The following is a 22,319-nucleotide window of genomic DNA, read 5'->3' on the forward strand; positions in this document are numbered from 1 at the left end:
GTCCGAAGGGCGACGGGGCCCGTCAGAACTGGAGGGACTTCGTCTGGAGGTACTCGGTCAGGCCGTGGGCGCCGAGCTCGCGGCCGACGCCGGACTGCTTGTACCCGCCGAACGGGGCCAGCGGGTTGAAGCGGCCGCCGTTGATGTCCACCTGCCCGGCGTCCATGCGGCGGGCGAAGGCGACGGCCGCTTCGGGCTCGCCCCACACGGCGCCCGCGAGGCCGTACACCGTGCCGTTGGCGATGCGCAGGGCGTCCTCCTCGTCCTCGTAGCGGAGGAACGCCACGACGGGGCCGAAGATCTCCTCCTGGGCGATCGTCATGCCGGGGGTCACGTCGGCGAAGACGGTCGGCGCCACGTAGAAGCCGCGCTCCAGCGGCGGTCGGGGGCCGCCCGCGACGATCCTGGCGCCCTCGGCGACGCCCTTCTCGATGTACGAGACGACGCGGTCGCGCTGGGCGGCGCTGACGAGCGGGCCGATCCGGTCGCCGGCCGGGTACTTGGCGGCGGCCTCGGCGGCGAGGGCGACGGCCTCCTCGTACCGGTCGGCGTCGACGAGGACGCGGGAGAGGGCGTTGCAGCGCTGACCGGAGTTGGACATGACGCCGGCGACGCTGCCCGCGACGGCCTTGGCGAGGTCGGCGCCGGGCAGGATCACGCTCGCGGACTTGCCGCCGAGCTCCAGGGCGACCCGCTTGACGGCGCCGCCTGCGGCCGCGCCGATGCGCTTGCCGACGGCGGTGGAGCCGGTGAAGGAGATCATGTCCACGCCGTCGTGGTCGACGAGGGCCTGGCCGGCGATGTGCCCGAGGCCGGTGACGACGTTGACGACGCCCGCCGGGAAGCCCGCGGCGTGGACGCACTCGGCGAAGAGGCGCGCGGTCAGCGGGGTCTCCTCGGCCGGCTTGACGACGACCGCGCAGCCCGCGGCGAGGGCCGGGGCGACCTTGGCGACGATCTGGTGCAGCGGGTAGTTCCACGGGGTGATCGCGCCGACCACGCCGACCGGCTCCAGGAGCACCGTGGAGTTGCCGACCTTCTCCTCGAAGGCGTACGTCTCCAGCAGCTCGGCGTACGAGCCGGCCACGGTGACCGGCAGCCCGGCGTGCACGGCGTGGGCCAGCTTCGGCGGGGCGCCCAGCTCGGCGGTGACGGTCTCGGCGATCTCGTCCTGGCGGGCTGCGAGCGCGTCGCGCAGGGCGGCCAGACGGGCGGCGCGCTCGGCGGGCGGGGTGGCGGCCCAGCCGGGGAACGCGGCGCGGGCGGCGCGCACGGCGGCGTCGATGTCGGCGGGGGTGCCTGCGGGGACGGTGGCGAAGGGCTCCTCGGTGGCCGGGTTCACCACGGTGATGGTGCCGGTGGTGGTGGCGGGGCGCCAGGTGCCGTCGATGTACATCCCGTCGTGGAGCTTCATCGGTGTCTCCTTGGGGTGGGGTGGGTCACCGACCAAACTAGCGACGGTAGTTTTCCTTGGCCAGGGGCGGGTGGGTACGCGCCGCTCCGATCCTGCCACCCGGTACGCCACCCGAAGCCCGGGACCTCCCCTCGCGGAGCCCCCTTGCCCCCGCACCGCTCTGCGCGGCCGGCCCCGCTCCCCTGACGGCCCGCCCCCGCGCCCGCACCCACCAGGAACGCATGCCCACAGCGGCAGCGGACGCGCGCGGCGGCGCAACGCGGGGCGGGAGGCCCGACCGCAGCGGGTACGGCGGGCCCACAGGGCGACCCGCGCGGGGCGGCGCGCGGCGAGGGCGGGCGCCCAGGGGGTGGGCGCCAGGGGCGTGGGGACTCAGGCCTTGGACGGCTCTGTCGCGGTGAGGTGCGCGAACACCACGATGTTCGCCTCGTACCCGTCCTCCCGGTCGAACGCCCCGCCACAGGTCAGCAGGCGCAACTCGGGCCGTTTCGCCGGCCCGTACACCTCCTTGTCGGGGAACTGGTCCTTGTCGAACGTGCTCACGCGGTGGACGGTGAACACCGCCGTGATCCCGTCCTCCCGCGTGACCCGGACGGTGTTCCCGGGCTTCAGCGCGTCCAGGTTGATGAAGACCGCCGGGCCCCGGCGCGTGTCGCGGTGGCCGACCATGATCGCGGTGCCGGTCTCGCCAGGCGTGGCGCCGCCCGCGTACCAGCCGGTCACCCGGGGGTTGTCGACCGGTGGCGAGAGCAACCGGCCCGACGCGTCGAGGCCCAGGCGCATGACCGGGGCCTCGATGGTGATGGCCGGCACCGCGACCTGCCTGGGCGGCGAGGGCGGCAACGGGGCGGGGGGCCGCTTCACCGACGGGGACGGCGACGGCTTCGACTTCGACTGCGGCGGTTTCGGCTTCGACTGCGGCGACTTCGACTTCGACTGCGGCGACTTCGACTGCGGCGGTTTCGGCGCCCCGGCCCCGGCCTCCCCCGCCGGCCGCGCGGCGCCCCGGCCCGCCCGCTGTCCGGCCTTCGACTCGGCGACCGCCGGTGGCGCGGTCACGGGCCCCGGCTGCGGCGGCGCCGCCACCGCGGCCGGGGCGGGCCCGGACGGTTCGCCGTCCTGGGCCCACCAGACCCCGCCGGAGACGAGCGCCGCCGCCATGGCCACCGTCCTGGTGAGGCGGAGGAGGCGCCGCTGCCGGCGGGTGAACCGTGCGTACGGGGGTCTACGCGGCGCCATGGGCGCGGCGGCGACGGCGGACGAGGATCAGCCCGGCGGTACCCGCCAGGCCGGCCGCGAGCGCCGCTCCGACACCGACGGCCGACGAGTCCCCGGTCGGGGCCGCCATGCCGCCGCCGCCCGCGCCCACGCCGCCGTGCGGGCCCTTGTGCCCGACGCCGTTCTGCTCGTCGTGCTTGTTCTTGTCCCCCTTGTCGCTCTTGTCCCCGTGCTTGTTCTTGTCGCCGTGGCCCTTCGCGCAGTCGACGCGGAAGACCTTCAGGTTGCCGGGCACGGTGGCGCCGGGGAACGTCCAGGTCAGCCTGTACTGGCCCTCGGGCAGCGTCAGTTCGGTGGTCTGGCCGGTGCCGGTCGGCGCCAGGTTGATGGCACCCGTCACGGTCGGGTCGCCCACCTGCAGCGGCTGCGGGGTGATCGTGTACGTGACCTGCTGCAGCCCCGCGAAGTTGAAGGCGGCCAGGTAGAACCGGCACACCTTGGACTCGCTGCGCTGGTCGAGCGGCGGGGTGTCGGTGTCGTGGATCGCGATGTCGCCGTTGTCGCCGGGCTGGGCGACGGCGGCCGGCGCGCCGGCGATGGCGATGCCGCCGAGAGCGAGTCCGGCGACTGCGGTGCGCAGGAGTGGTCGGGCTGCGGTCATGACGTGTTCCTCCGTGAGGATGTCGTACGGATTAACCGATAATCCGACTATCTGTCACTGCACGGACACACCGCGCATTGCGGACGGCGCGCCGTCACCGGTTCCCCCGGTCGGCCCATCGGAGCCCTCGCAGCCGGGGAGCCACCGGCCCTCGCCGCCTCCGAACTCCACTCCGGCGCGCGGAGGTTGGGCGGGCCGTACGGGAGGGGGCGGCGTCAGTCCAGGACCGGGGCCAGATAGGCGTGGAGCAGCTCACGGGTCTCCGCCACCAGCTCCGGGTCGCCCGACGGGTCGGTCCGGAAGGCGAGCCGCAGCAGGGCGTCGGCCGCCTCCACGCCGGCGCGGACCTTCCGGCGCAGCACCGCGTCGGCGCCGCCGCCCCCCGCGAGCAGCGGGGCGACCAGGTCCGCGACGCGCCCGTTGGAATCGTCGGCGGGCGGCGCGTCGGGGCCCGGGACGCCGAAGTCCACGAGGGCGAAGCCGGGCACCGTGCGCTTCATGGCGATGTACTCGTCGAGCACCACGTCGACGACGGCGTGCCGGCCGAGCGCGGGCCCGGCGGCGAGGCGGGCGGTGACCCGCGCGGCGTAGCGGTCGAGGTTGCGGTGCGCGAGGGCGGTGGCCATGGCGCGCTTGTCGGCGAAGAACCGGTAGACCGAGCCGATCGGCACGCCGGCGCGCGCGGCCACGTCCCGGGTGGTGAGCTCGTCGTAACCGGTCTGGTCCAGGAGGTCGGCGCAGGCGTCGAGGATGCGGGCGAGGCGCTCGGCGCTGCGCCGCTGGACGGGCGGCCGCCGCAGGGCCGGCGGGGGCACGGATTCCATGATGCAGAAGAGAGTGGCGGCCCCGGCCCCGCACGGGAAGCCCCCGGCGGGAAAGCGGACCGGGAAAGCGGGCCGGGAGAGCGGACCGGGGAAGCGGACCGGGGAAGCCGCCGCGCCGCCCGGCGCAGCCCGCCGGTCCCGTCCGAGCCGCGGGATTCGGACCGCGGCGGTCCGCCCCGTTGACGTGGGCCCTCCGGAATCCTACGGTCATGCATAGGATTCCATGAGCAGCAGGAGCGTGCGATGAGCATGGGCGGCGCCGCACAGGCGAGCGAGCAGACGAGAAAGACCGCGGAGAGCCTGGAGTACCTCTCCGGCTTCGGCAACGAGCACCAGTCGGAGGCCGTTCCCGGCGCCCTCCCGCTGGGCCGGAACTCCCCGCAGCGGGCCCCCCTCGGGCTGTACGCGGAGCAGCTGAGCGGCAGCGCCTTCACCGAGCCGCGCGCCCGCAACCTCCGCTCGTGGCTGTACCGCGTCCGCCCCTCGGCGGCGCACCCCCCGTTCACCCGCGCGGACAACGGCGCGCTGCGGTCGGCCCCGTTCACCGAGACCGTCCCCGACCCCAACCGGCTGCGCTGGAACCCCCTCCCGGAGCCCGCGCCCGGCACGGACTGGCTGGCCGGACTGTGGACGCTCGGCGGCAACGGCGACGTGACGCAGCGCACCGGCATGGCCGTGCACTTGTACCACGCCAACGCCTCCATGGAGCGGGTGTTCAGCGACGCGGACGGCGAGCTGCTGATCGTCCCGGAGCGCGGCGGGCTGCTGCTGCGCACCGAGCTGGGCCTGCTCGCGGCGCGCCCCGGCGAGGTGGCGCTGATCCCGCGCGGCGTCCGCTTCCGCGTGGAGCTGCTGGACGACTCGGCGCGCGGGTACGTGTGCGAGAACTACGGGCAGCCGTTCCAGCTCCCGGACCTCGGCCCGATCGGCGCCAACGGCCTGGCCAACCCGCGTGACTTCCGGGCGCCGGTCGCCGCGTACGAGGACGTGGAGGGCCCGGTCGAGGTCGTCAACAAGTACTGCGGGAACCTGTGGCGGGCCGAGTACGGCCACTCCCCGCTGGACGTCGTCGCCTGGCACGGCAACTACGTCCCGTACGTCTACGACCTGCGGACCTTCAACGTCATCGGGACGATCAGCTACGACCACCCGGACCCGTCGATCTTCACGGTGCTGACCTCGCCGACCGACACCCCCGGCCTCGCGGGCGTCGACTTCGTGGTGTTCGCGCCGCGCTGGCTGGTGGGCGAGGACACCTTCCGGCCGCCGTACTTCCACCGGAACGTGATGAGCGAGTACATGGGCCTCATCGAGGGCGCGTACGACGCGAAGGCGGAGGGCTTCGTGCCCGGCGGCGGGTCGCTGCACAACATGATGTCGGCGCACGGACCGGACCGGGAGACCTTCGACAAGGCGAGCGCCGCCGAGCTGAAGCCGCAGAAGATCGACGACGGGCTCGCGTTCATGTTCGAGACGCGCTGGCCCATCGCGACCACCGGTCAGGCGGCGAACGCGGACCACCTGCAGCGCGGCTACGACGAGGTGTGGCAGGGTCTGGAGCGCCACTTCCGCTCGTGAGTACGCCGCCGTAGGGTCGTACGCCGCACGCAGCAGTACGGAGATGCCGTGTCCGCCTTCGCCCCCGACTCCCTGGTCCTGAACCGGAAGCTGCCGCTCTGGTACCAGGTGTCCCAGTCCCTGCGCGCCTCGATACTGGGGCGCTCCCCGGACGCGTCGCTGCGGCTGCCCACCGAGGAGCAGCTCGCGGCGCACTACGGGGTGAGCGTCCTGACCATGCGGCAGGCGCTCAAGGAGCTGGAGCAGGAGGGCCTGATCAGCAGGCACCGGCGGCGCGGCACCTTCATCGAGCCGGGCGCCCGGCGCAGCGCCCCGCGCCGGGTGCTCGGCTCGGTCGACGCCATCGTGGCGCAGCAGTCGGGCGAGCGGACGACGGTCCTCGGGCACGGGACGGCGAAAGTGCCCGGGGAGCTGGCCGAGTTCTTCCCCGACGTGGCGGAGGTGGTCACGTACCGGCGGCTGCGGCGTGACGTGGAGACGGACGAGCCGACGAACTGGGCGGAGAACGCCGTCCGCCCGGAGCTGGCCGACCGGATCGACGTGGCGGACCTGGAGCGGTGGCCGATGACGAAGGTGCTGCGGGACGCGGTCGGGGTGCGCATCAGCCGGATCACCGACACGGTGGAGGCCCGGCTCGCGGACCCGGAGACGGCGTCCCTCCTGGAGGTGCCGCTGCTGTCGCCGATCCTGCACTACACGGGCGTGACGTACGACGAGGACGGGCGGGTGGTGGACGTGGCCCGCATCCGCTACCGGGGCGACCGGTTCTCGTTCACGGTGACGGTCGAGGCGGACTGAGGGCCGCCGCGCGGGCGGGGCGGGCGCGGCTAGCATGCGGCGCGTGAACGCCGACGTGCCTGCCGACGACGTGCCCGTTGCCGACGCGCCCGCCGACGGGGTGTCCGCGGACGGGGTGTCCGCGGACGGGGTGCCTGCGGACGGGGTGCCCGCCGACGACGTGCCGCTGCTGGACGACCTCATGCCCTGGTCCGTGCCGCCGCTGCGGCTGGGCCGGGAGTGGGTGACCGCGCCGGACCGGTCCACGCTCCGCGCCCGCTGGGACGCGCTGATGGCGGTGGACGGCCCCGGGCGGGAGGCGCTGTTCCGGCCGAGCCGGGCCCGTACGCCGCACAGCGCGGTGGCGGCGCTGCCGGGGCAGCGGACGGGGACGGCGCGCTTCGCGCGCGAGGACGGGCCGTGCCCGGAGCCGGTGCGGATCGCGTACGGGCCGTTCGACGAGCGGTGGCTGCTGCCGGACCACCGGCTGATCGACGCGGCGCGCCCCGAGCTGTGGCGGGTCGCCGACGACCGGCAGGTCTTCGCGGTGGAGCAGGGGTACGTGCCCGGTGCGGCGGGCCCCGCGCTGCTGGTGACCGCCCCGCTCCCCGACGGCCGCTCCCCCGCCGGGCGCCCCGGCCGGGTGCGGCCCCTGTACCGGCGGCCCGGCGGGCGCGAGCCGAACATCGCGCCGGGCCTCGCGGAACTGCTGCGCGGCCACCACGGGCGGGCGCCCTCCCCCGAGGAGGTGCTGGCCTGGGCGGTCGCGGTGGCGGCGCCGTCCCCGGCCGGGTGCCGGGTGCCGCTGACCGCCGACCCGGAGCTGTGGGCGGCCGGGGTGGCGCTGGGGCGCCGGATGAGGGACGTTCAGCTGCGGGGCGCGCGGGGCGGGGAGCGGCCCAGGCTACCGGGCGGGCGGCGGCCCTACGTGCGGGCCGCGCTGCCGCCGTGGCCCGGGGCGCTGGAGTACGACGCCGGGGACGAGGTCCTGCGGGTCGGCGCGGGCCGGGTCGCGCCCGTGCCGGTGGAGGCGTGGGAGTACCGGGTGGGCGGGGTGCGGGTGCTGCCGCTGTGGTTCGAGCGGCGGACGGCCGCCGCCGAGCCGGGGACCCTGGAGGCGCTCCGCCCGCCGGCGTGGCAGCAGGAGTGGACGTCCGAGCTGCTGGAGCTGATCACCGTCCTGGCGCTGCTCGCCGCGCTGGACCGGGAGGGCGCCGCCCTCGCGGACCGCCTCGGGACCGGGTCGCTCGGCCGCGCGGCGCTGCGGGCCGCGGGCGTGCTGCCGCACCCGCCGGCCGCCCGGCGCCCCGCCTCGGTCCTGGACCACCTGGAGGAGGGCCCGGAGGGGCAGTTCGCCCTGCTGTGACCCCCAGGGCCTGTGCCCCCGGGCCTGTGCCTCCGGGCCTGGGGCCTGTGACCCCCCCCCCCCCCGGGCCCGCGCCCCCGGGCCCGCGTCGGGGCGGCGCCGTGCGGGCCCGCCCCGGGTCCACCGGCCCCCGGGGCGTCACCGCGCCGACAGAGCGTCAGGCGAAGCCGTCGAGGACGCGCAGGACGGCCCGCTCGAACACGGCGTCCGGGTCCTGCGGGGGTGCCGGGGCCTCGGCGAACAGGGCCGCGAGCCTCGGGTAGCGGCCGGTCGCCAGCCGCCGCGCCAGATAGGCGGTGCGCACGGCCTGCTCCTGCTCCGCCGACCAGGGCACCGCGCGGGCCCGTTCCGCCACGGCGAACTCGTTGACGACGTACGTCATCACGGCGCCGTTCACCATGGCGACGCACTCCAGCTTCGTGCCCGGCGGCGCGTCCAGCGGCTCCAGGTAGCCCAGGCACGCCTCCAGATAGCGCAGCGCGTTGGGCCCCGAGGCGTACAGCGTGGTCATCACGCGGTGCAGCCACGGGTGGCGGTGCATGATCGCCCGCGTCTGGCGGGCCGTCGCCAGCATGTCCGCGCGCCAGTCGCCGGACGGCGGAGGCAGTTCGTACTCGCCGCTGACCTCGTCGACCATCAGCTCGTACAGGTCCTCCTTGCGCGGCACGTAGTTGTAGAGCGACATCGTGCCGCAGCCCAGCTCGGCGGCGACACGGCGCATCGACACGGCGTCGACGCCGTGCTCGTCGGCGAGGCGCACCGCGGCCGCCGTGATGTCGGCGCGGCTGTACGCGGGTCTGGGCCCCCTGCCGGCGCGCTCGGGGCGCTCCCAGATCACTTCGGGTTCGGCCGCTCGGCCCGCCATGGATCATCACCTCGCCCACCATCGTAGTTACGTACACCGTACGTAGTGCGCTACAGTCGCGCCATGACAACTACGTACGCTGTACTTAGTGAGGGTCTGGAGAAGCGCTTCGGCGCGGTCCACGCCTTGCGCGGCCTGGATCTCGCGGTCGCGGAGGGCACGGTCTGCGGGGTCCTCGGGCCGAACGGGGCGGGCAAGACGACCGCCGTACGGGTGCTGACGACGCTCCTGGCGCCGGACGCGGGCAGCGCCCGCGTCGCCGGCTACGACGTGCGGCGGCAGCCGGCCGAGGTGCGCCGCCACATCGGCGTGACCGGGCAGTACGCCTCCGTCGACGGCGATCTGACGGGCGCGGAGAACCTGCGCCTGTTCGCCCGGCTGCTGCGGGCGCCCAGGTCCCGCGCCGACGAGCTGCTGGAGCGGTTCGGGCTCGCGGAGGCGGCGGACCGCCCGGCGCGCACCTACTCGGGCGGGACGCGCCGCCGCCTCGACCTGGCGGCGAGCCTGATCGTGCCGCCGCGGGTGCTGTTCCTGGACGAGCCGACGACCGGCCTGGACCCGCACAGCCGCAACGGCATCTGGGACGCGGTGCGGGAGCTGGCCGACGACGGCACGACCGTGCTGCTCACCACCCAGTACCTGGAGGAGGCCGACCGGCTCGCCGGGGACATCGCGCTGATCGACGGCGGCCGGGTCGCCCACCGGGGCAGCCCCGCCGAGCTGAAGGCGACGCTCGGCCGGCGCGTGGAGGTCGTCGTCGGCGACGCCGCCGCGCTCCCGGCCGCCGCGGCCGTGCTGGACCGCCTCACCGGCGCGCCGCCGGCCTTGGACGCCGACGCCCGGACGGCGGGCGCCGCGGTGGCCGACCCGACCCTGACCCTGCCCCGCGTCGTACGGGAGCTGGACGCCGCCGGGGTCCTGGTCCTCGACGCGGCGCTGCGCCCGCCGACGCTCGACGAGGTGTTCCTGCGCCTCACCGCTTCCCCCCGCTCCGCCCGCCCCGAGGAGGCCGCCGCGTGAACGCCCTCGCCCACGACGGGACCGCCGTCGTCGGACGCCATCTGCGCCGGATCGCGCACGCCCCGGCGATCACGGTCATGACGCAGACGATGCCCGTCGTGTTCCTGCTGTTCTTCGGGTACGTCTTCGGCAGCGCCGTCGCCATGCCGGGCGCCGACTACCGCGCGTTCCTGGTGCCCGGACTGCTGGTCGCGACGGCCGCGAACGGCGTGATGACGGGGATGTTCACCGCCGCGCAGGACGCGCACCGGGGCGTCATGGACCGCTTCCGGACGCTGCCGATGAGCAGGGCGGCCGTGCCGCTCGGGCAGGCGGTGGCGGATCTGCTGACGGCGGCGGCGGGGATGGTGCCGCTGATCCTGGTGGGGCTCGCGATGGGCTGGCGGATCGAGGGCGGGCCGCTGCGCGCGGCGGGCGCGTTCGGGCTGCTGCTGCTGTTCCGGTTCGCGACGACCTGGGTGGGCATCCTGCTGGGCCTGGCGTCGCGCAGCGAGGAGGCGGCGGGCCAGCTGGGCAGCGCCACGTTCATGCTGCCGCTGCTGTCGAACGCGTACATCCCGACCGAGGGGATGCCCGGCTGGCTGCGCACGGTGGCGGAGTGGAACCCGATCTCGGCGGTGACGACGGCCGTACGGGACCTCTTCGGCAACGCCCCGGTCCCGGCGGACGCCGCGTGGCCGGTCGCGCACCCGGTGGCCGGCGCGGTCGCCTGGTCGCTGGTCCTACTCGCCCTGGCGGCGCCCGCGGCGGTACGGCGCTACGCGCGGCCGGAGGGGTGACAAAGGCGTCCCCCGCACGGTAGGCACGGGGGCATGAGCTCCCGCCCCGCACCCGCACCGCTGCCGCTGCCCCTCGACGGGGTCACCGTCGTCGCCGTCGAGCAGGCCGTCTCGGCCCCCTTCGCCACCCGGCAGCTCGCCGATCTGGGGGCGCGGGTGATCAAGGTGGAGCGGCCGGACGGGGGCGACTTCGCGCGCGGCTACGACACGGCCGCGCGCGGGCTGGCGTCCCACTTCGTCTGGTGCAACCGCGGCAAGGAGTCCCTGGCCGTCGATCTGAAGGACCCGCGCGGGATCGCCCTGGTCCGGCGGCTGATCGGACGCGCGGACGTGTTCGTGCAGAACCTGGCGCAGGGCGCGGCGGCCCGGCTCGGCCTGGACGCGGCGACGCTGTGCGCGGCGCACCCGCGGCTGGTGGCGGTGGACGTCTCCGGGTACGGGGCGGGCGGTCCGTACGCCCACAAGCGGGCGTACGACATGCTCGTGCAGTGCGAGGCGGGGCTCGTGTCGGTGACGGGCACGCCGGAGCAGCCGGTGAAGGCGGGTGTCCCCGCCGCGGACATCGCGGCGGGGATGTACGCGTTCTCGGGGGTGCTGGCGGCGCTCCTGCGGCGGGCGTCGACGGGGGTCGGCGGGCCCGTGGAGGTGTCGATGCTGGAGGCGCTGGCGGAGTGGATGGGCCATCCGCTGCACCACGGGATGCACGGCGGCGAGGCCCCGGCGCGCACGGGCGTGGCGCACGCGGTGATCGCCCCGTACGACGCCTATCCGACGGCGGACGGCGGGCAGGTCCTGCTGTCGGTGCAGAACGACCGCGAGTGGCGGCGCCTCGCGGAACAGGTGCTGAAGCGGCCCGCGTTGGGCGACGACCCGGCGTTCGCGACGAACCGGGCGCGGGTGGCGAACCGGGAGCGCACCGACGCGGTGGTCGGCGAGGCGCTGGGGGCGCTGGGCACGGCGGAGGCGGTGGAGCGGCTGGAGGCGGCCGGCATCGCGTGCGCGCGGCTGAACACGGTCGCAGACGTGGCCGCGCATCCGCAGCTGGCGGCGCGGGACCGATGGCGCGAGGTCGGCTCACCGGTGGGCCCGCTGCGGGCGCTGCTGCCGCCGATCACCCTGCCGGGCGGCCCCGAGGCGGCGATGGGCCCGGTGCCGGGCCTGGGCGAGCACACGGACGCGGTGCTGCGCGAACTGGGCGTGGACGAGCGGGAACGCGCGCGGCTGCGCCGGGAGGGCGTGGTGGCGTGAGCGGAGGGGCGGACGGTTCGCCGTGCCTCGGGGACCGGGCGGGCTCGCGGGGTGGCGCGAGCGGCGTATGCGGTGAGGTGAGCCGGGCGGTGCGTTCGCGTACGGGAGGCGTGCGGGGTGCGGACGGACGGCGGCCGCGCGGGTCGGGCGCGGGCGGTCTGGCGGCGTGCGTACGGAAGGCGCGGGAGGCGTGCCGGTGGAAACGGGGGCGGGATGCGGCGGCGGGGCGCAGGGACGCGGGCGGGGGTGCGGTCCCTGGGGAATGCGGGGCGGGCGAGCAGGGTCGTGTCGGCACAGGCTCGGCCGCCCCGGAGCCGAAGCGTCCTGAGGGGGCCCGTCTCAGCCGTGGTTGCCGAAGAGTGAGCGGCGCAGTCGGCGGAGCGGTGCGAAGAGCGAGACGCGCGCGCTCTTGCTGCGGTGCCGGTGCGCGACATCACGCGTCGTCAGTTCCAGCATGAGTGACGTGGCCTCGGCCGTCTCGCGCTGCGGGACGGCGGGGCCGCCGAGCACCGCGAGGTGGCGGTCGAGACGCGAACTGGTCGCGCTGCTCCCGCAGGTGATGGCAGGCACGCGTGGCCTGCTGCGCATTGCTATCTGTTCCATGACACTCCCCACCCGTACAAGGGCACCCGGCCCGGGCCAACGTTAACCCTATCGTCCCCGCATCGCAGTCGTGTATCCCGGTGGGGCGATTCCCCGCACACGCAAGCGGGTTGGGGTGACTCTTCGAACACGCGCGGCTCCGGGGAGAGTTGGACCGCCGCGGAGGGGTGCCGGGACGCGCGGGAAGGGGCCCCGGCGGGGGCGTGCGCGCGGGCTGGGCGGCCGGGCGGCGGGGTGTGCCCGTCCCCCGCCGCCCGGCCGGTCGTCGCCTCCGCGGTCAGGCGGCGTTGCGGAAGGCGGGGAGGTAGCCGCCCGACTGGCCGGCGGCCGTGGGGTGGTACGACTCGCCGATGTTCAGCCAGTTGACGCTGTGCAGCCACGAGGAGCCGGAGCAGATCTCGTGGCCGGTGAAGTTGGGCACGACGTCGGCCCAGGCGAAGCCGTGGTCGGCGGCGCGCTTGGCGGTGGCGGCGTTGAGGTGGTCGGCGGCGCCGTTGATGGCGCGCCGCTCGTTCTCGGTCAGCCCGGCGATGCAGGTGCCGTCGAGCTTGTAGAAGCGGGGGTAGCCGAGGACGACGACGCGGGCGGCCGGGGCCTTGCCGCGGATGGCGCGGTACACGGTGTCCAGGCGGCCGGGCAGCGTCGTGTCGACGTAGCTCTTCGCCTGGTTGATGCGCGAGAGGCAGGTGGCCTCGGACTGCAGGACGCAGGTGGTCATCACGTCGGCGAAGCCCGCGTCGTTGCCGCCGACGGTGAGGGAGACGAGGTCCGTGCCGCTGTTGAGGGGGCCGAGCTGGTTGGCCGTCACATCCGTGGTCTGCGCGCCCGAGCAGGCGGTGAACGCGAAGGACGACGGGGCGTTGGCGGCCGCCCAGAGGGCCGGGTAGGCGCGCGGGGTGCGCTTGCAGGAGCCGCTGGCGGTGTCGTACGCACCGGCTCCGACGCCCGAGGAGTAGGAGTCGCCGAGCGCCACGTAGTCGACGGCGGCGGCCGAGGAGTCGGCTTGCGCGGCCCCGGCACCGGCGAGGGTGAGGGCGGCGCCGAGCAGGAGCGAGGACGCGAGAGCGGCGGTGCGGGACGTTTTCATGGAACCCCCTGTTAGCAGGATCACTGCGTGACCCTTGGTAGCAGGGTGCCGTGTTCATGCCAATACACACGACGGCAATCGCTTGCACATTCCCCCGAACGGAGCGGCGCGTTCCACGGCGCCCTGCGCGCACCGGCCAACTCCGTCGTGCGCCGGTGGCGTTGCCCTGACCAGCGCGCCTCCGCCCCGCGCCCGCCGACCGCGCCTCCCCGGTGCCGCACGTGCCCGGCCCGCGGATTTCCGCGGCACACCCGGCGTTCACCCGCCCGACGGACAACCTTCCTTCCCGCGTACGGCGTTCCGGCGGCCCCCGCCCGGCCGGGACACCCCGCGCGGCGGGCGGAAAACCGGTGCGGCGGCGACGGGAGTGACCGATCATGGGCCCATGTCAGCCAACCCGCAGGACGCCCTGCCGATCCGGCTCACCGTGGACGACAGCGACTCCCCCTCCGATGTGGTCGACGCCCTGTTCCTCGGCCGTTTCACGACCGGCGAGCAGCCGCACTCCCGCAGCCGGAGCCTCGACCGGGTGAAGCCGGGCGCGACCCTGCTGCCGCCCGGCGCGACCGTGCTGCGCTCGGCCCGCGCGGACGACCGCAGCGCCGTCCTCGCGGAGGGCGAGGGCTGGACGCTGCTCGTCTCGCGCTGGAGCCGCGGCGCCGACGTTACGGTCACCGCCGTCGACGACGACCTCGCCGAACGGGTCCTCGCGCAGGCGACGGACGGCGCGCAGGACGAGCCCGAACCGCGTCCCGACAACGTCACGATGGGGTTCTGGTACATGTCGCCGCGGCGCGGCCCCTACCGGACGACCCGCCAGATCGCGGCCGGCACCTGGGAGGACGTGCGGCACAACTACACGGCGCCCGTCGCGGGCGCGCTGGACCGGCTGATGAAGGTCACGCCCGAGGACATCTCCGGCCGGCTGCTGCTTCTGCACGGGCCGCCCGGCACGGGCAAGACGTCCGCGCTGCGCACCCTCGCGCGGGAGTGGCGGGACTGGTGCCAGGTGGACTGCGTGCTCGACCCGGAGCGGCTGTTCGGGGACATCGGCTATCTCATGGACATCGCGATCGGCGAGGAGGACGGCACCTCCAAGAGCCGGTGGAGGCTGCTGCTCCTGGAGGACTGCGACGAGCTGATCCGCGGCGAGGCCAAGCACACCGCGGGCCAGGCCCTGTCGCGGCTGCTGAACCTGACGGACGGCCTGCTGGGCCAGGGGCGCAACGTCCTGGTCGCCGTCACCACCAACGAGGACCTGGAGCGGCTGCACCCCGCGGTCGTCCGGCCCGGCCGGTGCCTGGCCCGCGTCGAGGTCGGGCCGCTCACCCGCGCCGAGGCGGTCGGCTGGCTGGGCCGCGAGGAGGGCGTCGGCCGGGAGGGCGCCACGCTGGCGGAGCTGTACGCCCTGCGGCGCGGCACCGGCCCGACCGCGCTGCCGGAACCCCGCGGGGCGTCCGCCGGGCTGTACCTGTAGGCGTCCGCCGCCGCACCGGTAGGCGCGCGCCGTGCGGGGCGGGCGGTACGAGCCGCCCGCCGCCCCCGCGCGTACGCCCTACGCCCCGTACACCGCGCGCAGCGCGTCGGTCACCGCCGACTGCGCCTGCGCGCGGGACAGGCCCAGGCGGTGGGCCTCGCGGGCGTAGGCGGCGGCCGCCGCGGCCGCCTGGCGTTCGGCGGCGTCGCCGGCCGCCGCGACGAACGTGCCGGCGCGGCCCCGGGTCTCGATCACCCCGTCCGCCTCCAGCGCCCGGTACGTCTTGGCGACGGTGTTCGGCGCGAGGCCCAGCTCCTCCGCCAGGCCCCGGACGGTGGGCAGCTTGTAGCCGACGGGCAGCCGGCCGGAGCGGGCCTGCCCGGCGATCTGGGCGCGCAGCTGTTCGTACGGGGCGGTCGTCGACTCCGGGTCGAGGGCGAGCTTCAGCGTCACACCGCCGATTCTCCCCCACCGGGCGGAAATCGGGAGGCGCCGGGGAGGGGTGCGCGCGTAGCGTCGGCGTCCATGACTGTGATCGTCCGTGAGTTCCTGCCCGAGGACGCCGCGGCGGCCGTACGGGTACGGCGCGGCGCGGCGCCGTACATCGTGACGACGCCCGCCTCCATGGTGAACGAGTACCGCGCCGCGCCGCCCGCCCGCCGCTATCTGATGCTGGTCGCCGAGCTGGACGGCGAGGTAGCCGGCTACGCCAACGCGGGCCTGGTGTACGAGTCCCCCCAACCGGGCCAGGCCTTCGCCACCCCCGTCGTGCACCCGGCCCACCGGGGCCGCGGCGTGGGCGGGGCGCTGCTGCGCGCCGCCGAGGAGTACCTGGCCGGCCTCGGCGCGCGCGAGGTGTACACCTGGGTCCAGGACGCGCCGGAGTGCCGGGCGTTCGCCGGGGCGCGCGGCTACCGGCCCACGCGCACCCTGCGCTACCAGCGGCTCGACCTGGCGTCGGCGGAGCTGCCGGAGCGGCCCGCCGTGCTGCCGCCCGGTGTGGAGCTGCGCACGGCGGCGGACTTCGCCGCCGACCCGCGGCCGGTGTACGCGGCGGACATGGAGGTCACCGCGGACGAACCGAGCGACATCCCCTTCGGCCTGGGCGACTACGAGGAGTGGCTCGCCGACACCTGGAACGACCCGCTGCTCGACCGGGAGCTGACGGCGGTGGTGCTGGTGGACGGGGCCGTCGCCGCGTTCAGCGCCGCCCACACGGACGGCGGGGGGCGGTACGTGTCGGCGATGACGGGCACGCTGCGCGCCCACCGGGGGCGGGGGCTGGCCACGCTCGCCAAGGCCGAGTCGCTGCGCCGGGCCCGCGCGGCCGGCTGCGTGGAGGCGTACACGAGCAACGACTCCGAGAACGGGCCGATGCTCGCGATCAACCGGCGCTTCGGGTACGAGCCGTGCGCGACGGAGGTGCGCCATGTCGGCACGCTCGGGTGACGTCGTGGACGTCGTCCTCGTCAAGGCGGGGCGTACGAAGATCCGCTACCCGGCGGAGGTGGTCTTTGACGACGGCACGGTGCTCACCGTCCGGGCCGCGTGGGCGGGCGAGGGGGTGCGGGACTTCGGCTTCGTGCGGTTCGAGCCCGGGGACGTGTTCACCGAGCACTACCGGCGGGACCGGTGGTACTCGGTGAAGGAGGTGCGGGCCGCCGACGGGACGCTGAAGGGCTGGTACTGCGACATCACCCGGCCCGCCGATGTGCGGGCGGCGGAGGTGGTCGTGGAGGACCTGGACCTGGACCTGTGGGTGTCGGCGGACCGGCGGCTGGTGCTGCGGCTGGACGAGGACGAGTTCGCGGCGAGCGGCCTCGCGGAGCGGGACCCGGACGCGGCGGCCCGCGCGGTGGAGGCGCTGGACGCGCTGGAGGCGGCGGCCCGTCAGGGCAGCGGCTTGCGGTAGTGGACGCGGTCGTAGGGGCCGTCCTTGCGGCGCTCGACGACCTCGTAGCCGTAGCGCTCGTACATCCGCTGGTTCTCCCACATCATCGCGTTCGTCAGCAGCCGCACCTCGGGCAGGCCCAGGGCGCGGGCGCGGTCCTCGACGAAGGCGAGGAGGCGGCGGCCGAGGCCGGTGCCCCGTACGTCCGGGTGGACGGCGACGCTGTCGAGGTACAGATGGCCGGGCTCGGCGCGGACCACGACCAGGCCCCGCACCGGGTCCCCGGCGACGAACACCCGCCCCGCCGCCACGTCGGCGGCGTGGTCCGCCTCCATCGGGGCCGGTACGAGGCCGATCCGCTCGATGTAGGGGTGGTAGGCCGCGTCGGTGACGGCGCGCACGGCGGGCACGTCGGCGGGGCCGGCGGGGCGGATGTCGTCGGGGGTGTGTGTCATACCGTCAGATTACGGCGGCGGGTGATCACCTTCCGGATCAGCGGCCAGGCCAGCAGCAGCGCGACCACCGCGTACACGGCGACGGAGAACGGCGTGTTCACCAGGCCGGTGACGCTGCCGTCGCTGATCTGGAGGGCGCGGCGCAGCTGCTGCTCGGCGGCCGGGCCGAGGATGACCCCGATCACGGCGGGCAGCACCGGCAGCCCGTAGCGCCGCATGCCGAACCCGATGAGGCCGATGAGCAGCAGGATCACCAGGTCCAGCGCCTCGCCGCCGACCGCGTACGCGCCGACGGAGGCGAAGAAGAGGATGCCCGCGTACAGATAGGGGCGCGGCACCCGCAGCAGCTTCGCCCACACGGGGGCGAGCGGCAGGTTCAGCGCGAGCAGCAGCACCATCCCGACGAACAGGGAGGCGATGAGGCCCCACACGAGCTGCGGTTCGCGTTCGAACAGCAGCGGTCCCGGCTGGATGCCGTACTGCTGGAACGCGGCGAGCATGACGGCGGCGACGGCCGTCGTGGGCAGCCCCAGCGTCAGCATCGAGACGAGCGTCCCCGCGGCGGAGGCCGACGCGGCGGACTCGGGGCCCGCCACGCCCTCGATGGCGCCGCTGCCGAACTCGTCCCGGTGCTTCGACAGCCGCTTCTCGGTGACGTACGACAGGAACGTCGGGATCTCCGCGCCACCGGCCGGGATCGCGCCGAACGGGAAGCCGATGAGCGGGCCGCGCAGCCACGGCTTCCAGGTGCGCCGCAGGTCGGAGCGGCCCAGCCAGGGGCGGCCGACGGGGATGGCGTCGGGGCCGTGGCGGCGCAGGTGCGCGGCGACCCACAGGGCCTCGCCGATGGCGAAGAGGCCGACCGCCACGATCACCACGTCGATGCCGTCGGCGAGCTGGAGCGAGCCGAAGGTGAGCCGGGCCTGGCCGGTCATCCGGTCGAGGCCGACGAGGCCGAGGGTGAGGCCGATCAGCAGGGCGGCGAAGCCCCGCACGCGGGACCTGCCGAGGACGGACGTGACCGCGATGAACGCCAGGACCATGATCGCGAAGTAGTCGGGGGCGCCGATGTCCACGGCGAGCGCGGCGACGGCCGGGGCGAGGGCGACCAGCAGGACCGTGCCGATCAGGCCGCCCGCGAAGTGGCCGCCCGCCGCCGCGGCGAGCGCCTGCGCGCCGCGCCCGGCCTTCGCCATGGGGTTGCCCTCGATCGCGGCGACCACGGCCGCGCTCTCGCCGGGCGTGTTAAGCAGGATCGAGGTGGTGGACCCGCCGAACATGGCGCCGTAGTAGATGCCGGCGAACATGATGAACGCGCCGGTCGGCTCCAGTCCGTAGGTGACGGGCAGGAGCAGCGCGACGGCCATGGCGGGGCCGATGCCGGGCAGCACGCCGATGGCGGTGCCGAGCAGCACGCCGACGGCGGCCCACAGCAGGTTGACCGGGGTGAGGGCGGTGCCGAAGCCGTCGACGAGGGAGTTCAGGGCATCCATCAGATCACTCCCATGAGCGGGCCGCCGGGGAGCGGAACGCCCAGCAGGTGGTCGAAGAGGACGTACGTGACGAGGGAGAGGACCGCCGCGACGAGCGGGTCGCGGTCGGTGCGGCGGCTGCCCAGCGCGTACGCGCAGCCCCAGAAGAGCAGCGCGCCCGAGAGGGGAAAGCCGAGCGGCTCGATGAGGACGGCGTTGCCGAGGAACACCCCGACGAGGAGCAGCACGGTCCGCCAGTCGGCGGGCTCGGACAGGTCGACGTCCTCGCCGCCCTCGGCCTCGCCGCGCCCGCCGCGCAGCACGTCCGCGGTGAGGAGGACGGCGACGAGGAGGAGTCCGGCGCCGACCAGGAGCGGCACGGTGCGGGGGCCGACGGGGCCGCGCTGGGCGAGGTCGACGCTCATGGTGACCGCGTCGGTGAGGACGAGGACGCCGAGGAGGAAGAGGAGGGCGCCGACGCCGAGCTCGGAGTGCTCGCGCAGCCAGGCGCGGCGGCCGGCGGCCGCCGGGGCCGCGGCACGGGCGGCACGGGCCTCGGCGTCCGGGGCCGGGGCGGCACCGGTCTCGGGGCCCGGGGCCGGGTTCGGGTGGGGGGGCCGGGTAGTCACAGGCCGAGCTCCTTCAGGACGTCGGCGACGCGCTGGTCCTGCGCGTCGAGGAAGGCGCCGAACTCCTCGCCGGGGAGGAACGCGTCGGTCCAGCCGTTCTTCTCCAGGGACGCCCGCCACTGCGGGGAGTCGTGCAGCGCGGTGACCAGGCCGACGAGCTTGTCCCGTTCGGTCTCGGTGAGGCCGGGCGGGGCGACGATGCCGCGCCAGTTGGTGAACTCCGTGTCGAGTCCGGACTCGCGGAGGGTCGGCGCGTCGAGGCCCGGGACGCGCTGCGCGCCGGTGACGGCGAGGACGCGCAGCTCGCCCGCCTCGATCTGGTCGAGGTACTCGCCGACACCGGAGACGCCGAAGGCCACCTTGTCGCCGAGGATCGACGCCAGGAGTTCGCCGCCGCCGTCGAACGGCACGTAGTTGACCTGCTTCGGCGGGATGCCGGCGGCCTGCGCCATCAGCATCGGCGCGAGGTGGTCGGGGCCGCCCGGCGACGAGCCGCCGCCGACGGGCAGCTTGCCGGGTGCGGCCTTCCACGCCTTGAGCAGCTCGCCGAGGGTGCGGTACGGGGAGTTCTTGGACACCACGACGATGTCCTGCTCCTCGGTGAGCCGCGCGATGGGCGTCGTGTCGGCGAGGGTCCGGGGCGCCTTGTTGGTGTGGACGGCTCCGACGACGCCGAGGCCCATGGACATGGCGAGCCGGCCGTTGCCGTGCTCGCCCACCAGGGAGGCGAGGCCGACGGTGCCGCCCGCGCCGGGCAGGTTGAACACCTCGACATCGCCGGTCAGGCCCGCCTCCTCGGCGTCCTTCGCGGCGGTGCGGGCGGTGATGTCGTATCCGCCGCCGGGTGTGTTGGGGACCATGAGGCGCAGGCCGGGGATGTGGGTGCCCGTGTCGGAGCCGCTGCCGGGCTGGAGCAGCGGCGGCCCCACGAGCACCAGCAGTGCCGCCCCGAGCAGGGCGAGGGGAGTGCGCAGTCGCACGGGTGCCGCCTTTCGGTACTGGGTTCCGGGTGAGGTGGCCCACATGTTGCCCGCGCGTTAAGAACATGTCTCCGTTCCGCAATCAACGGACGTTGTGGTCGTTGTGGTCGCCGCCTAGCGTTCGGTGGATGACGAGGGTGCTGGTGGTCGACGACGACTTCATGGTCGCCAAGCTGCACAGCCGCTACGTCTCCGCGGTGGACGGCTTCACGGTCGCCGGGGTGGCGCACAGCGGCGCCGACGCGCTGCGCGCCGCCCGTGAACTGCGCCCCGACCTGCTGCTGCTCGATGTGTACCTGCCGGACATGGACGGCATCGACGTGCTGCGGGCGGTGCGGGCGGAGGAGGAGCGCGCCGGGCGCGGCGGGGCGCACGCGGACGCCCTGTTCATCACGGCCGCCCGGGACGCGGAGACGGTCCGCTCGGCGCTGCGGGCGGGCGCCCTGCACTATCTGATCAAGCCGTTCAGCCAGGCGGCGCTGCGGGAGCAGCTGCTGCACGCGGCGTCCGTGCGGTCGCGGCTGGCCGGGCTGGCCGAGGCGCGGCAGGAGGACGTGGACCGGATCTTCGGCACCCGGCCGCGGGCCTCGCGGGAGCTGCCGAAGGGGCTGGCCGCGCACACGGCGGACCTGGTGGAGCGCATCCTGCGGGAGCACCCGGCGGGGCTGTCGGCGACGGAGTGCGCGGAGGCGGGCTCCCTGTCGCGGGTGAGCGCCCGCCGCTACCTGGAGTACTTCGCGGAGACGGGCCGCGCCGAGGTCACCCTCCGCTACGGCGGCACGGGCCGCCCGGAGCGCCGCTACCGCCGCGTGGGCTGAGGCGCGGGCGGACACGGGTACGCCGCCCGGGCCCCGGTGCCGGTCCCGGCGCCCGGGACCGGGCGGCGCGCGCCGTTCAGCCGAGGACCGACGCGCAGGTGGTGGGCGTCGCGTGGGCGGGGTCGAGCGCGTTCGCGACCTCGTGGAACGCGATGCGGTCGAACAGCCCGATCGCCAGGTGCTCGGAGAGGTCGAGCGGGCACAGGTCCTGGAGCAGCACGTTGCGGACGCCCGGCCCGTCGAGGAACGACGAGCGGTAGGGCGTGACGACCTCGTCGTACTTCGTGGCGATGACCGTGTAGCGGACGCCGGGCACGGTGTCGCCGCCCTCGTTGAGCCTCTGGAGGAACGGCGAGCCGGCGATCTGGTCGGCGAGGGCCGGGGTCTTCTCGCTGATCAGGTCGGCGGCGCCGGGGAAGTGCGGCAGGAGCCGGGTGAGTCCGAGCAGGGTCGTGCCGTGGTTGTCGGGGGCGATGCCGACCAGGGCGTTCACCTCGGCGGCGCCGCCGAGGAACTTCAGGTAGTGGCGGGGCATCATGCCGCCCTGCGAGTGCCCGACGAGGTCCACCTCGGCGGCGCCGGTCGCGTCGAGTACCCGGTCGACGTACGCGTCGAGCTGCTCGGCGGACTTCGCGACGGGGCCGAGGCCGTGGAAGAACGGCACGCCGGGCAGCTGCCCGTAGTCGAGGGAGAAGACGCAGTAGCCGCGCCGCACCAGATAGGGGGCGAGTCCGAGCCAGTTGTCGACGGAGTTGCCGAACGTGCCGTGGACGAGGACGACGGGGCGGGGGTGGGCGGCGGAGGGCTTGCAGGAGTAGTCGTTCCAGCCCGAGCCGGGCGCGGTGGCGGCGGCGTGGGCGGTGCCGGCCGGGGCGAGGACGGCGGCGACGACGAGGACGAGGGCGGCGGTCAGGGTCCGCAGGGCGCGCCGCAGAGCGGCACGCGGGCGTGGGGGCAGCATCGAGTGGTCTCCTGGCGGCTCAAGGGAAAGGGCGACGGCGGTACGCCCCAGCGGCCCGGACCACTGATGGGGGGAGGTGCGCGGCGTGGGGGCCGCGCTTCGGCCAAGTTACGTACGGGCGGCCGCAGGAGGGAAGTTACGCGTCGGTAAAAACTCGGCGGGCCCGGCGCGGGCACGGTAGGCGCAGACGCCGCCG

23 protein-coding genes are annotated in these 22,319 nt (G+C 75.2%); 10 read left to right on the forward strand and 13 right to left on the reverse strand.

What is annotated here, in order from left to right:
* Nucleotides 1-22 precede the first annotated feature (22 nt).
* The 4 genes from ACSUPT_RS05065 to ACSUPT_RS05080 form a co-directional block, all read right to left on the reverse strand.
* Complete coding sequence (locus tag ACSUPT_RS05065) at nt 23-1,414, reverse strand: aldehyde dehydrogenase family protein (RefSeq protein WP_351963153.1); 1,392 nt, start codon at nt 1,412-1,414, stop codon at nt 23-25.
* Nucleotides 1,415-1,786: 372 nt separating this feature from the next.
* Nucleotides 1,787-2,575, reverse strand: coding sequence for a class F sortase (locus ACSUPT_RS05070; RefSeq protein WP_436943534.1), 789 nt, complete (start codon nt 2,573-2,575; stop codon nt 1,787-1,789).
* A 64-nt stretch (nt 2,576-2,639) separates the two neighbouring features.
* Complete coding sequence (locus tag ACSUPT_RS05075; RefSeq protein WP_436943535.1) at nt 2,640-3,293, reverse strand: hypothetical protein; 654 nt, start codon at nt 3,291-3,293, stop codon at nt 2,640-2,642.
* 215 nt (nt 3,294-3,508) lie between these two features.
* Nucleotides 3,509-4,117, reverse strand: a complete 609-nt coding sequence (locus tag ACSUPT_RS05080) for a TetR/AcrR family transcriptional regulator (RefSeq protein WP_436943536.1) — start codon at nt 4,115-4,117, stop codon at nt 3,509-3,511.
* Between the two features lie 243 nt (nt 4,118-4,360).
* On the opposite strand from ACSUPT_RS05080, the gene hmgA reads away from it, so the two are divergent.
* The 3 genes from hmgA (at nt 4,361) to ACSUPT_RS05095 (ending at nt 7,838) form a co-directional block, all read left to right on the forward strand.
* On the forward strand, nt 4,361-5,695 hold the full coding sequence (gene hmgA / locus ACSUPT_RS05085; RefSeq protein WP_361659689.1) for a homogentisate 1,2-dioxygenase: 1,335 nt from the start codon (nt 4,361-4,363) through the stop codon (nt 5,693-5,695).
* Between the two features lie 48 nt (nt 5,696-5,743).
* Nucleotides 5,744-6,493, forward strand: coding sequence for a GntR family transcriptional regulator (locus ACSUPT_RS05090; protein ID WP_351963158.1), 750 nt, complete (start codon nt 5,744-5,746; stop codon nt 6,491-6,493).
* Nucleotides 6,494-6,674: 181 nt separating this feature from the next.
* Nucleotides 6,675-7,838 (forward strand): type ISP restriction/modification enzyme, encoded by a 1,164-nt coding sequence (locus ACSUPT_RS05095; RefSeq protein ID WP_436946170.1) that lies wholly within the window; start codon nt 6,675-6,677, stop codon nt 7,836-7,838.
* Nucleotides 7,839-7,995: 157 nt separating this feature from the next.
* Here the strand turns inward: ACSUPT_RS05095 and ACSUPT_RS05100 are convergent, their stop codons facing one another.
* Nucleotides 7,996-8,703 carry a TetR/AcrR family transcriptional regulator gene (locus ACSUPT_RS05100; RefSeq protein WP_351963159.1) on the reverse strand — a complete coding sequence of 236 codons (708 nt, stop codon included), beginning with the start codon at nt 8,701-8,703 and terminating at the stop codon, nt 7,996-7,998.
* 63 nt (nt 8,704-8,766) lie between these two features.
* Between ACSUPT_RS05100 and ACSUPT_RS05105 the strand changes: the two genes are divergently transcribed.
* Genes ACSUPT_RS05105 through ACSUPT_RS05115 form a run of 3 tightly spaced genes read left to right on the forward strand, consistent with a single transcriptional unit; the run spans nt 8,767 to nt 11,750 of the window.
* Nucleotides 8,767-9,723, forward strand: coding sequence for an ATP-binding cassette domain-containing protein (locus ACSUPT_RS05105; RefSeq protein ID WP_399219071.1), 957 nt, complete (start codon nt 8,767-8,769; stop codon nt 9,721-9,723).
* On the forward strand, nt 9,720-10,502 hold the full coding sequence (locus tag ACSUPT_RS05110) for an ABC transporter permease (RefSeq protein ID WP_351963161.1): 783 nt from the start codon (nt 9,720-9,722) through the stop codon (nt 10,500-10,502). Before ACSUPT_RS05105 ends, ACSUPT_RS05110 begins: the two co-directional genes overlap by 4 nt.
* A 33-nt stretch (nt 10,503-10,535) precedes the next feature.
* Nucleotides 10,536-11,750 (forward strand): CaiB/BaiF CoA transferase family protein, encoded by a 1,215-nt coding sequence (locus tag ACSUPT_RS05115; protein WP_351963162.1) that lies wholly within the window; start codon nt 10,536-10,538, stop codon nt 11,748-11,750.
* A 339-nt stretch (nt 11,751-12,089) separates the two neighbouring features.
* Here ACSUPT_RS05115 and ACSUPT_RS05120 read toward each other — a convergent pair whose 3' ends face one another.
* Nucleotides 12,090-12,353 (reverse strand): hypothetical protein, encoded by a 264-nt coding sequence (locus ACSUPT_RS05120; RefSeq protein ID WP_351963163.1) that lies wholly within the window; start codon nt 12,351-12,353, stop codon nt 12,090-12,092.
* A 277-nt stretch (nt 12,354-12,630) separates the two neighbouring features.
* Entirely contained in the window at nt 12,631-13,440 is an 810-nt protein-coding gene (locus ACSUPT_RS05125) for an SGNH/GDSL hydrolase family protein (protein ID WP_351963164.1), read from the reverse strand.
* Between the two features lie 385 nt (nt 13,441-13,825).
* On the opposite strand from ACSUPT_RS05125, the gene ACSUPT_RS05130 reads away from it, so the two are divergent.
* A complete protein-coding gene (locus ACSUPT_RS05130) occupies nt 13,826-14,917 on the forward strand; it encodes a DUF5925 domain-containing protein (protein ID WP_399219070.1) in 1,092 nt (363 codons plus the stop codon).
* A gap of 78 nt (nt 14,918-14,995) precedes the next feature.
* On the opposite strand, the gene ACSUPT_RS05135 is transcribed toward ACSUPT_RS05130, so the two are convergent.
* Entirely contained in the window at nt 14,996-15,370 is a 375-nt protein-coding gene (locus ACSUPT_RS05135; protein WP_351963166.1) for a GntR family transcriptional regulator, read from the reverse strand.
* Nucleotides 15,371-15,442: 72 nt separating this feature from the next.
* Between ACSUPT_RS05135 and ACSUPT_RS05140 the strand changes: the two genes are divergently transcribed.
* Entirely contained in the window at nt 15,443-16,366 is a 924-nt protein-coding gene (locus ACSUPT_RS05140) for a GNAT family N-acetyltransferase (protein WP_351963167.1), read from the forward strand.
* Nucleotides 16,347-16,829: a DUF402 domain-containing protein gene (locus tag ACSUPT_RS05145; protein ID WP_351963168.1), complete on the forward strand. Its 483-nt coding sequence runs from the start codon at nt 16,347-16,349 to the stop codon at nt 16,827-16,829. The genes ACSUPT_RS05140 and ACSUPT_RS05145 overlap by 20 nt, the downstream gene beginning before the upstream one ends.
* Here the strand turns inward: ACSUPT_RS05145 and ACSUPT_RS05150 are convergent.
* From ACSUPT_RS05150 to ACSUPT_RS05165, 4 genes are all read right to left on the reverse strand, one after another.
* The gene (locus ACSUPT_RS05150; protein WP_351963169.1) at nt 16,808-17,263 is read right to left on the reverse strand and encodes a GNAT family N-acetyltransferase; all 456 of its coding nucleotides are present in this window, start codon (nt 17,261-17,263) and stop codon (nt 16,808-16,810) included. The two genes, ACSUPT_RS05145 and ACSUPT_RS05150, sit on opposite strands and share 22 nt — an antisense overlap.
* Entirely contained in the window at nt 17,260-18,756 is a 1,497-nt protein-coding gene (locus tag ACSUPT_RS05155) for a tripartite tricarboxylate transporter permease (RefSeq protein ID WP_351963170.1), read from the reverse strand. The genes ACSUPT_RS05150 and ACSUPT_RS05155 overlap by 4 nt, the downstream gene beginning before the upstream one ends.
* The gene (locus tag ACSUPT_RS05160) at nt 18,756-19,238 is read right to left on the reverse strand and encodes a tripartite tricarboxylate transporter TctB family protein (RefSeq protein WP_351963234.1); all 483 of its coding nucleotides are present in this window, start codon (nt 19,236-19,238) and stop codon (nt 18,756-18,758) included. The genes ACSUPT_RS05155 and ACSUPT_RS05160 overlap by 1 nt, the downstream gene beginning before the upstream one ends.
* 122 nt (nt 19,239-19,360) lie before the next feature.
* Nucleotides 19,361-20,344 carry a Bug family tripartite tricarboxylate transporter substrate binding protein gene (locus ACSUPT_RS05165; RefSeq protein WP_351963171.1) on the reverse strand — a complete coding sequence of 328 codons (984 nt, stop codon included), beginning with the start codon at nt 20,342-20,344 and terminating at the stop codon, nt 19,361-19,363.
* A gap of 128 nt (nt 20,345-20,472) precedes the next feature.
* Between ACSUPT_RS05165 and ACSUPT_RS05170 the strand changes: the two genes are divergently transcribed.
* Nucleotides 20,473-21,162, forward strand: a complete 690-nt coding sequence (locus ACSUPT_RS05170; RefSeq protein WP_351963172.1) for a response regulator — start codon at nt 20,473-20,475, stop codon at nt 21,160-21,162.
* A gap of 76 nt (nt 21,163-21,238) precedes the next feature.
* Here the strand turns inward: ACSUPT_RS05170 and ACSUPT_RS05175 are convergent, their stop codons facing one another.
* Nucleotides 21,239-22,123 carry an esterase/lipase family protein gene (locus ACSUPT_RS05175; RefSeq protein ID WP_399219067.1) on the reverse strand — a complete coding sequence of 295 codons (885 nt, stop codon included), beginning with the start codon at nt 22,121-22,123 and terminating at the stop codon, nt 21,239-21,241.
* Nucleotides 22,124-22,319 lie beyond the last annotated feature (196 nt).

Origin of the sequence: Streptomyces sp. SudanB25_2051 (assembly GCF_964272635.1) — a bacterium.
Lineage (GTDB): Bacteria > Actinomycetota > Actinomycetes > Streptomycetales > Streptomycetaceae > Streptomyces.

Bases quoted from the DNA above. Each gene is read 5' to 3' on its own strand.
- ACSUPT_RS05065 (WP_351963153.1), bottom strand. From the start codon at position 1,414: ATGAAGCTCCACGACGGGATGTACATCGACGGCACCTGGCGCCCCGCC.
- ACSUPT_RS05070 (WP_436943534.1), bottom strand. From the start codon at position 2,575: ATGGCGGCGGCGCTCGTCTCCGGCGGGGTCTGGTGGGCCCAGGACGGC.
- ACSUPT_RS05075 (WP_436943535.1), bottom strand. From the start codon at position 3,293: ATGACCGCAGCCCGACCACTCCTGCGCACCGCAGTCGCCGGACTCGCT.
- ACSUPT_RS05080 (WP_436943536.1), bottom strand. From the start codon at position 4,117: ATGGAATCCGTGCCCCCGCCGGCCCTGCGGCGGCCGCCCGTCCAGCGG.
- hmgA (WP_361659689.1), top strand. From the start codon at position 4,361: ATGAGCATGGGCGGCGCCGCACAGGCGAGCGAGCAGACGAGAAAGACC.
- ACSUPT_RS05095 (WP_436946170.1), top strand. From the start codon at position 6,675: ATGCCCTGGTCCGTGCCGCCGCTGCGGCTGGGCCGGGAGTGGGTGACC.
- ACSUPT_RS05100 (WP_351963159.1), bottom strand. From the start codon at position 8,703: ATGGCGGGCCGAGCGGCCGAACCCGAAGTGATCTGGGAGCGCCCCGAG.
- ACSUPT_RS05105 (WP_399219071.1), top strand. From the start codon at position 8,767: ATGACAACTACGTACGCTGTACTTAGTGAGGGTCTGGAGAAGCGCTTC.
- ACSUPT_RS05115 (WP_351963162.1), top strand. From the start codon at position 10,536: ATGAGCTCCCGCCCCGCACCCGCACCGCTGCCGCTGCCCCTCGACGGG.
- ACSUPT_RS05120 (WP_351963163.1), bottom strand. From the start codon at position 12,353: ATGGAACAGATAGCAATGCGCAGCAGGCCACGCGTGCCTGCCATCACC.
- ACSUPT_RS05125 (WP_351963164.1), bottom strand. From the start codon at position 13,440: ATGAAAACGTCCCGCACCGCCGCTCTCGCGTCCTCGCTCCTGCTCGGC.
- ACSUPT_RS05130 (WP_399219070.1), top strand. From the start codon at position 13,826: ATGTCAGCCAACCCGCAGGACGCCCTGCCGATCCGGCTCACCGTGGAC.
- ACSUPT_RS05140 (WP_351963167.1), top strand. From the start codon at position 15,443: ATGACTGTGATCGTCCGTGAGTTCCTGCCCGAGGACGCCGCGGCGGCC.
- ACSUPT_RS05145 (WP_351963168.1), top strand. From the start codon at position 16,347: ATGTCGGCACGCTCGGGTGACGTCGTGGACGTCGTCCTCGTCAAGGCG.
- ACSUPT_RS05150 (WP_351963169.1), bottom strand. From the start codon at position 17,263: ATGACACACACCCCCGACGACATCCGCCCCGCCGGCCCCGCCGACGTG.
- ACSUPT_RS05155 (WP_351963170.1), bottom strand. From the start codon at position 18,756: ATGGATGCCCTGAACTCCCTCGTCGACGGCTTCGGCACCGCCCTCACC.
- ACSUPT_RS05170 (WP_351963172.1), top strand. From the start codon at position 20,473: ATGACGAGGGTGCTGGTGGTCGACGACGACTTCATGGTCGCCAAGCTG.
- ACSUPT_RS05175 (WP_399219067.1), bottom strand. From the start codon at position 22,123: ATGCTGCCCCCACGCCCGCGTGCCGCTCTGCGGCGCGCCCTGCGGACC.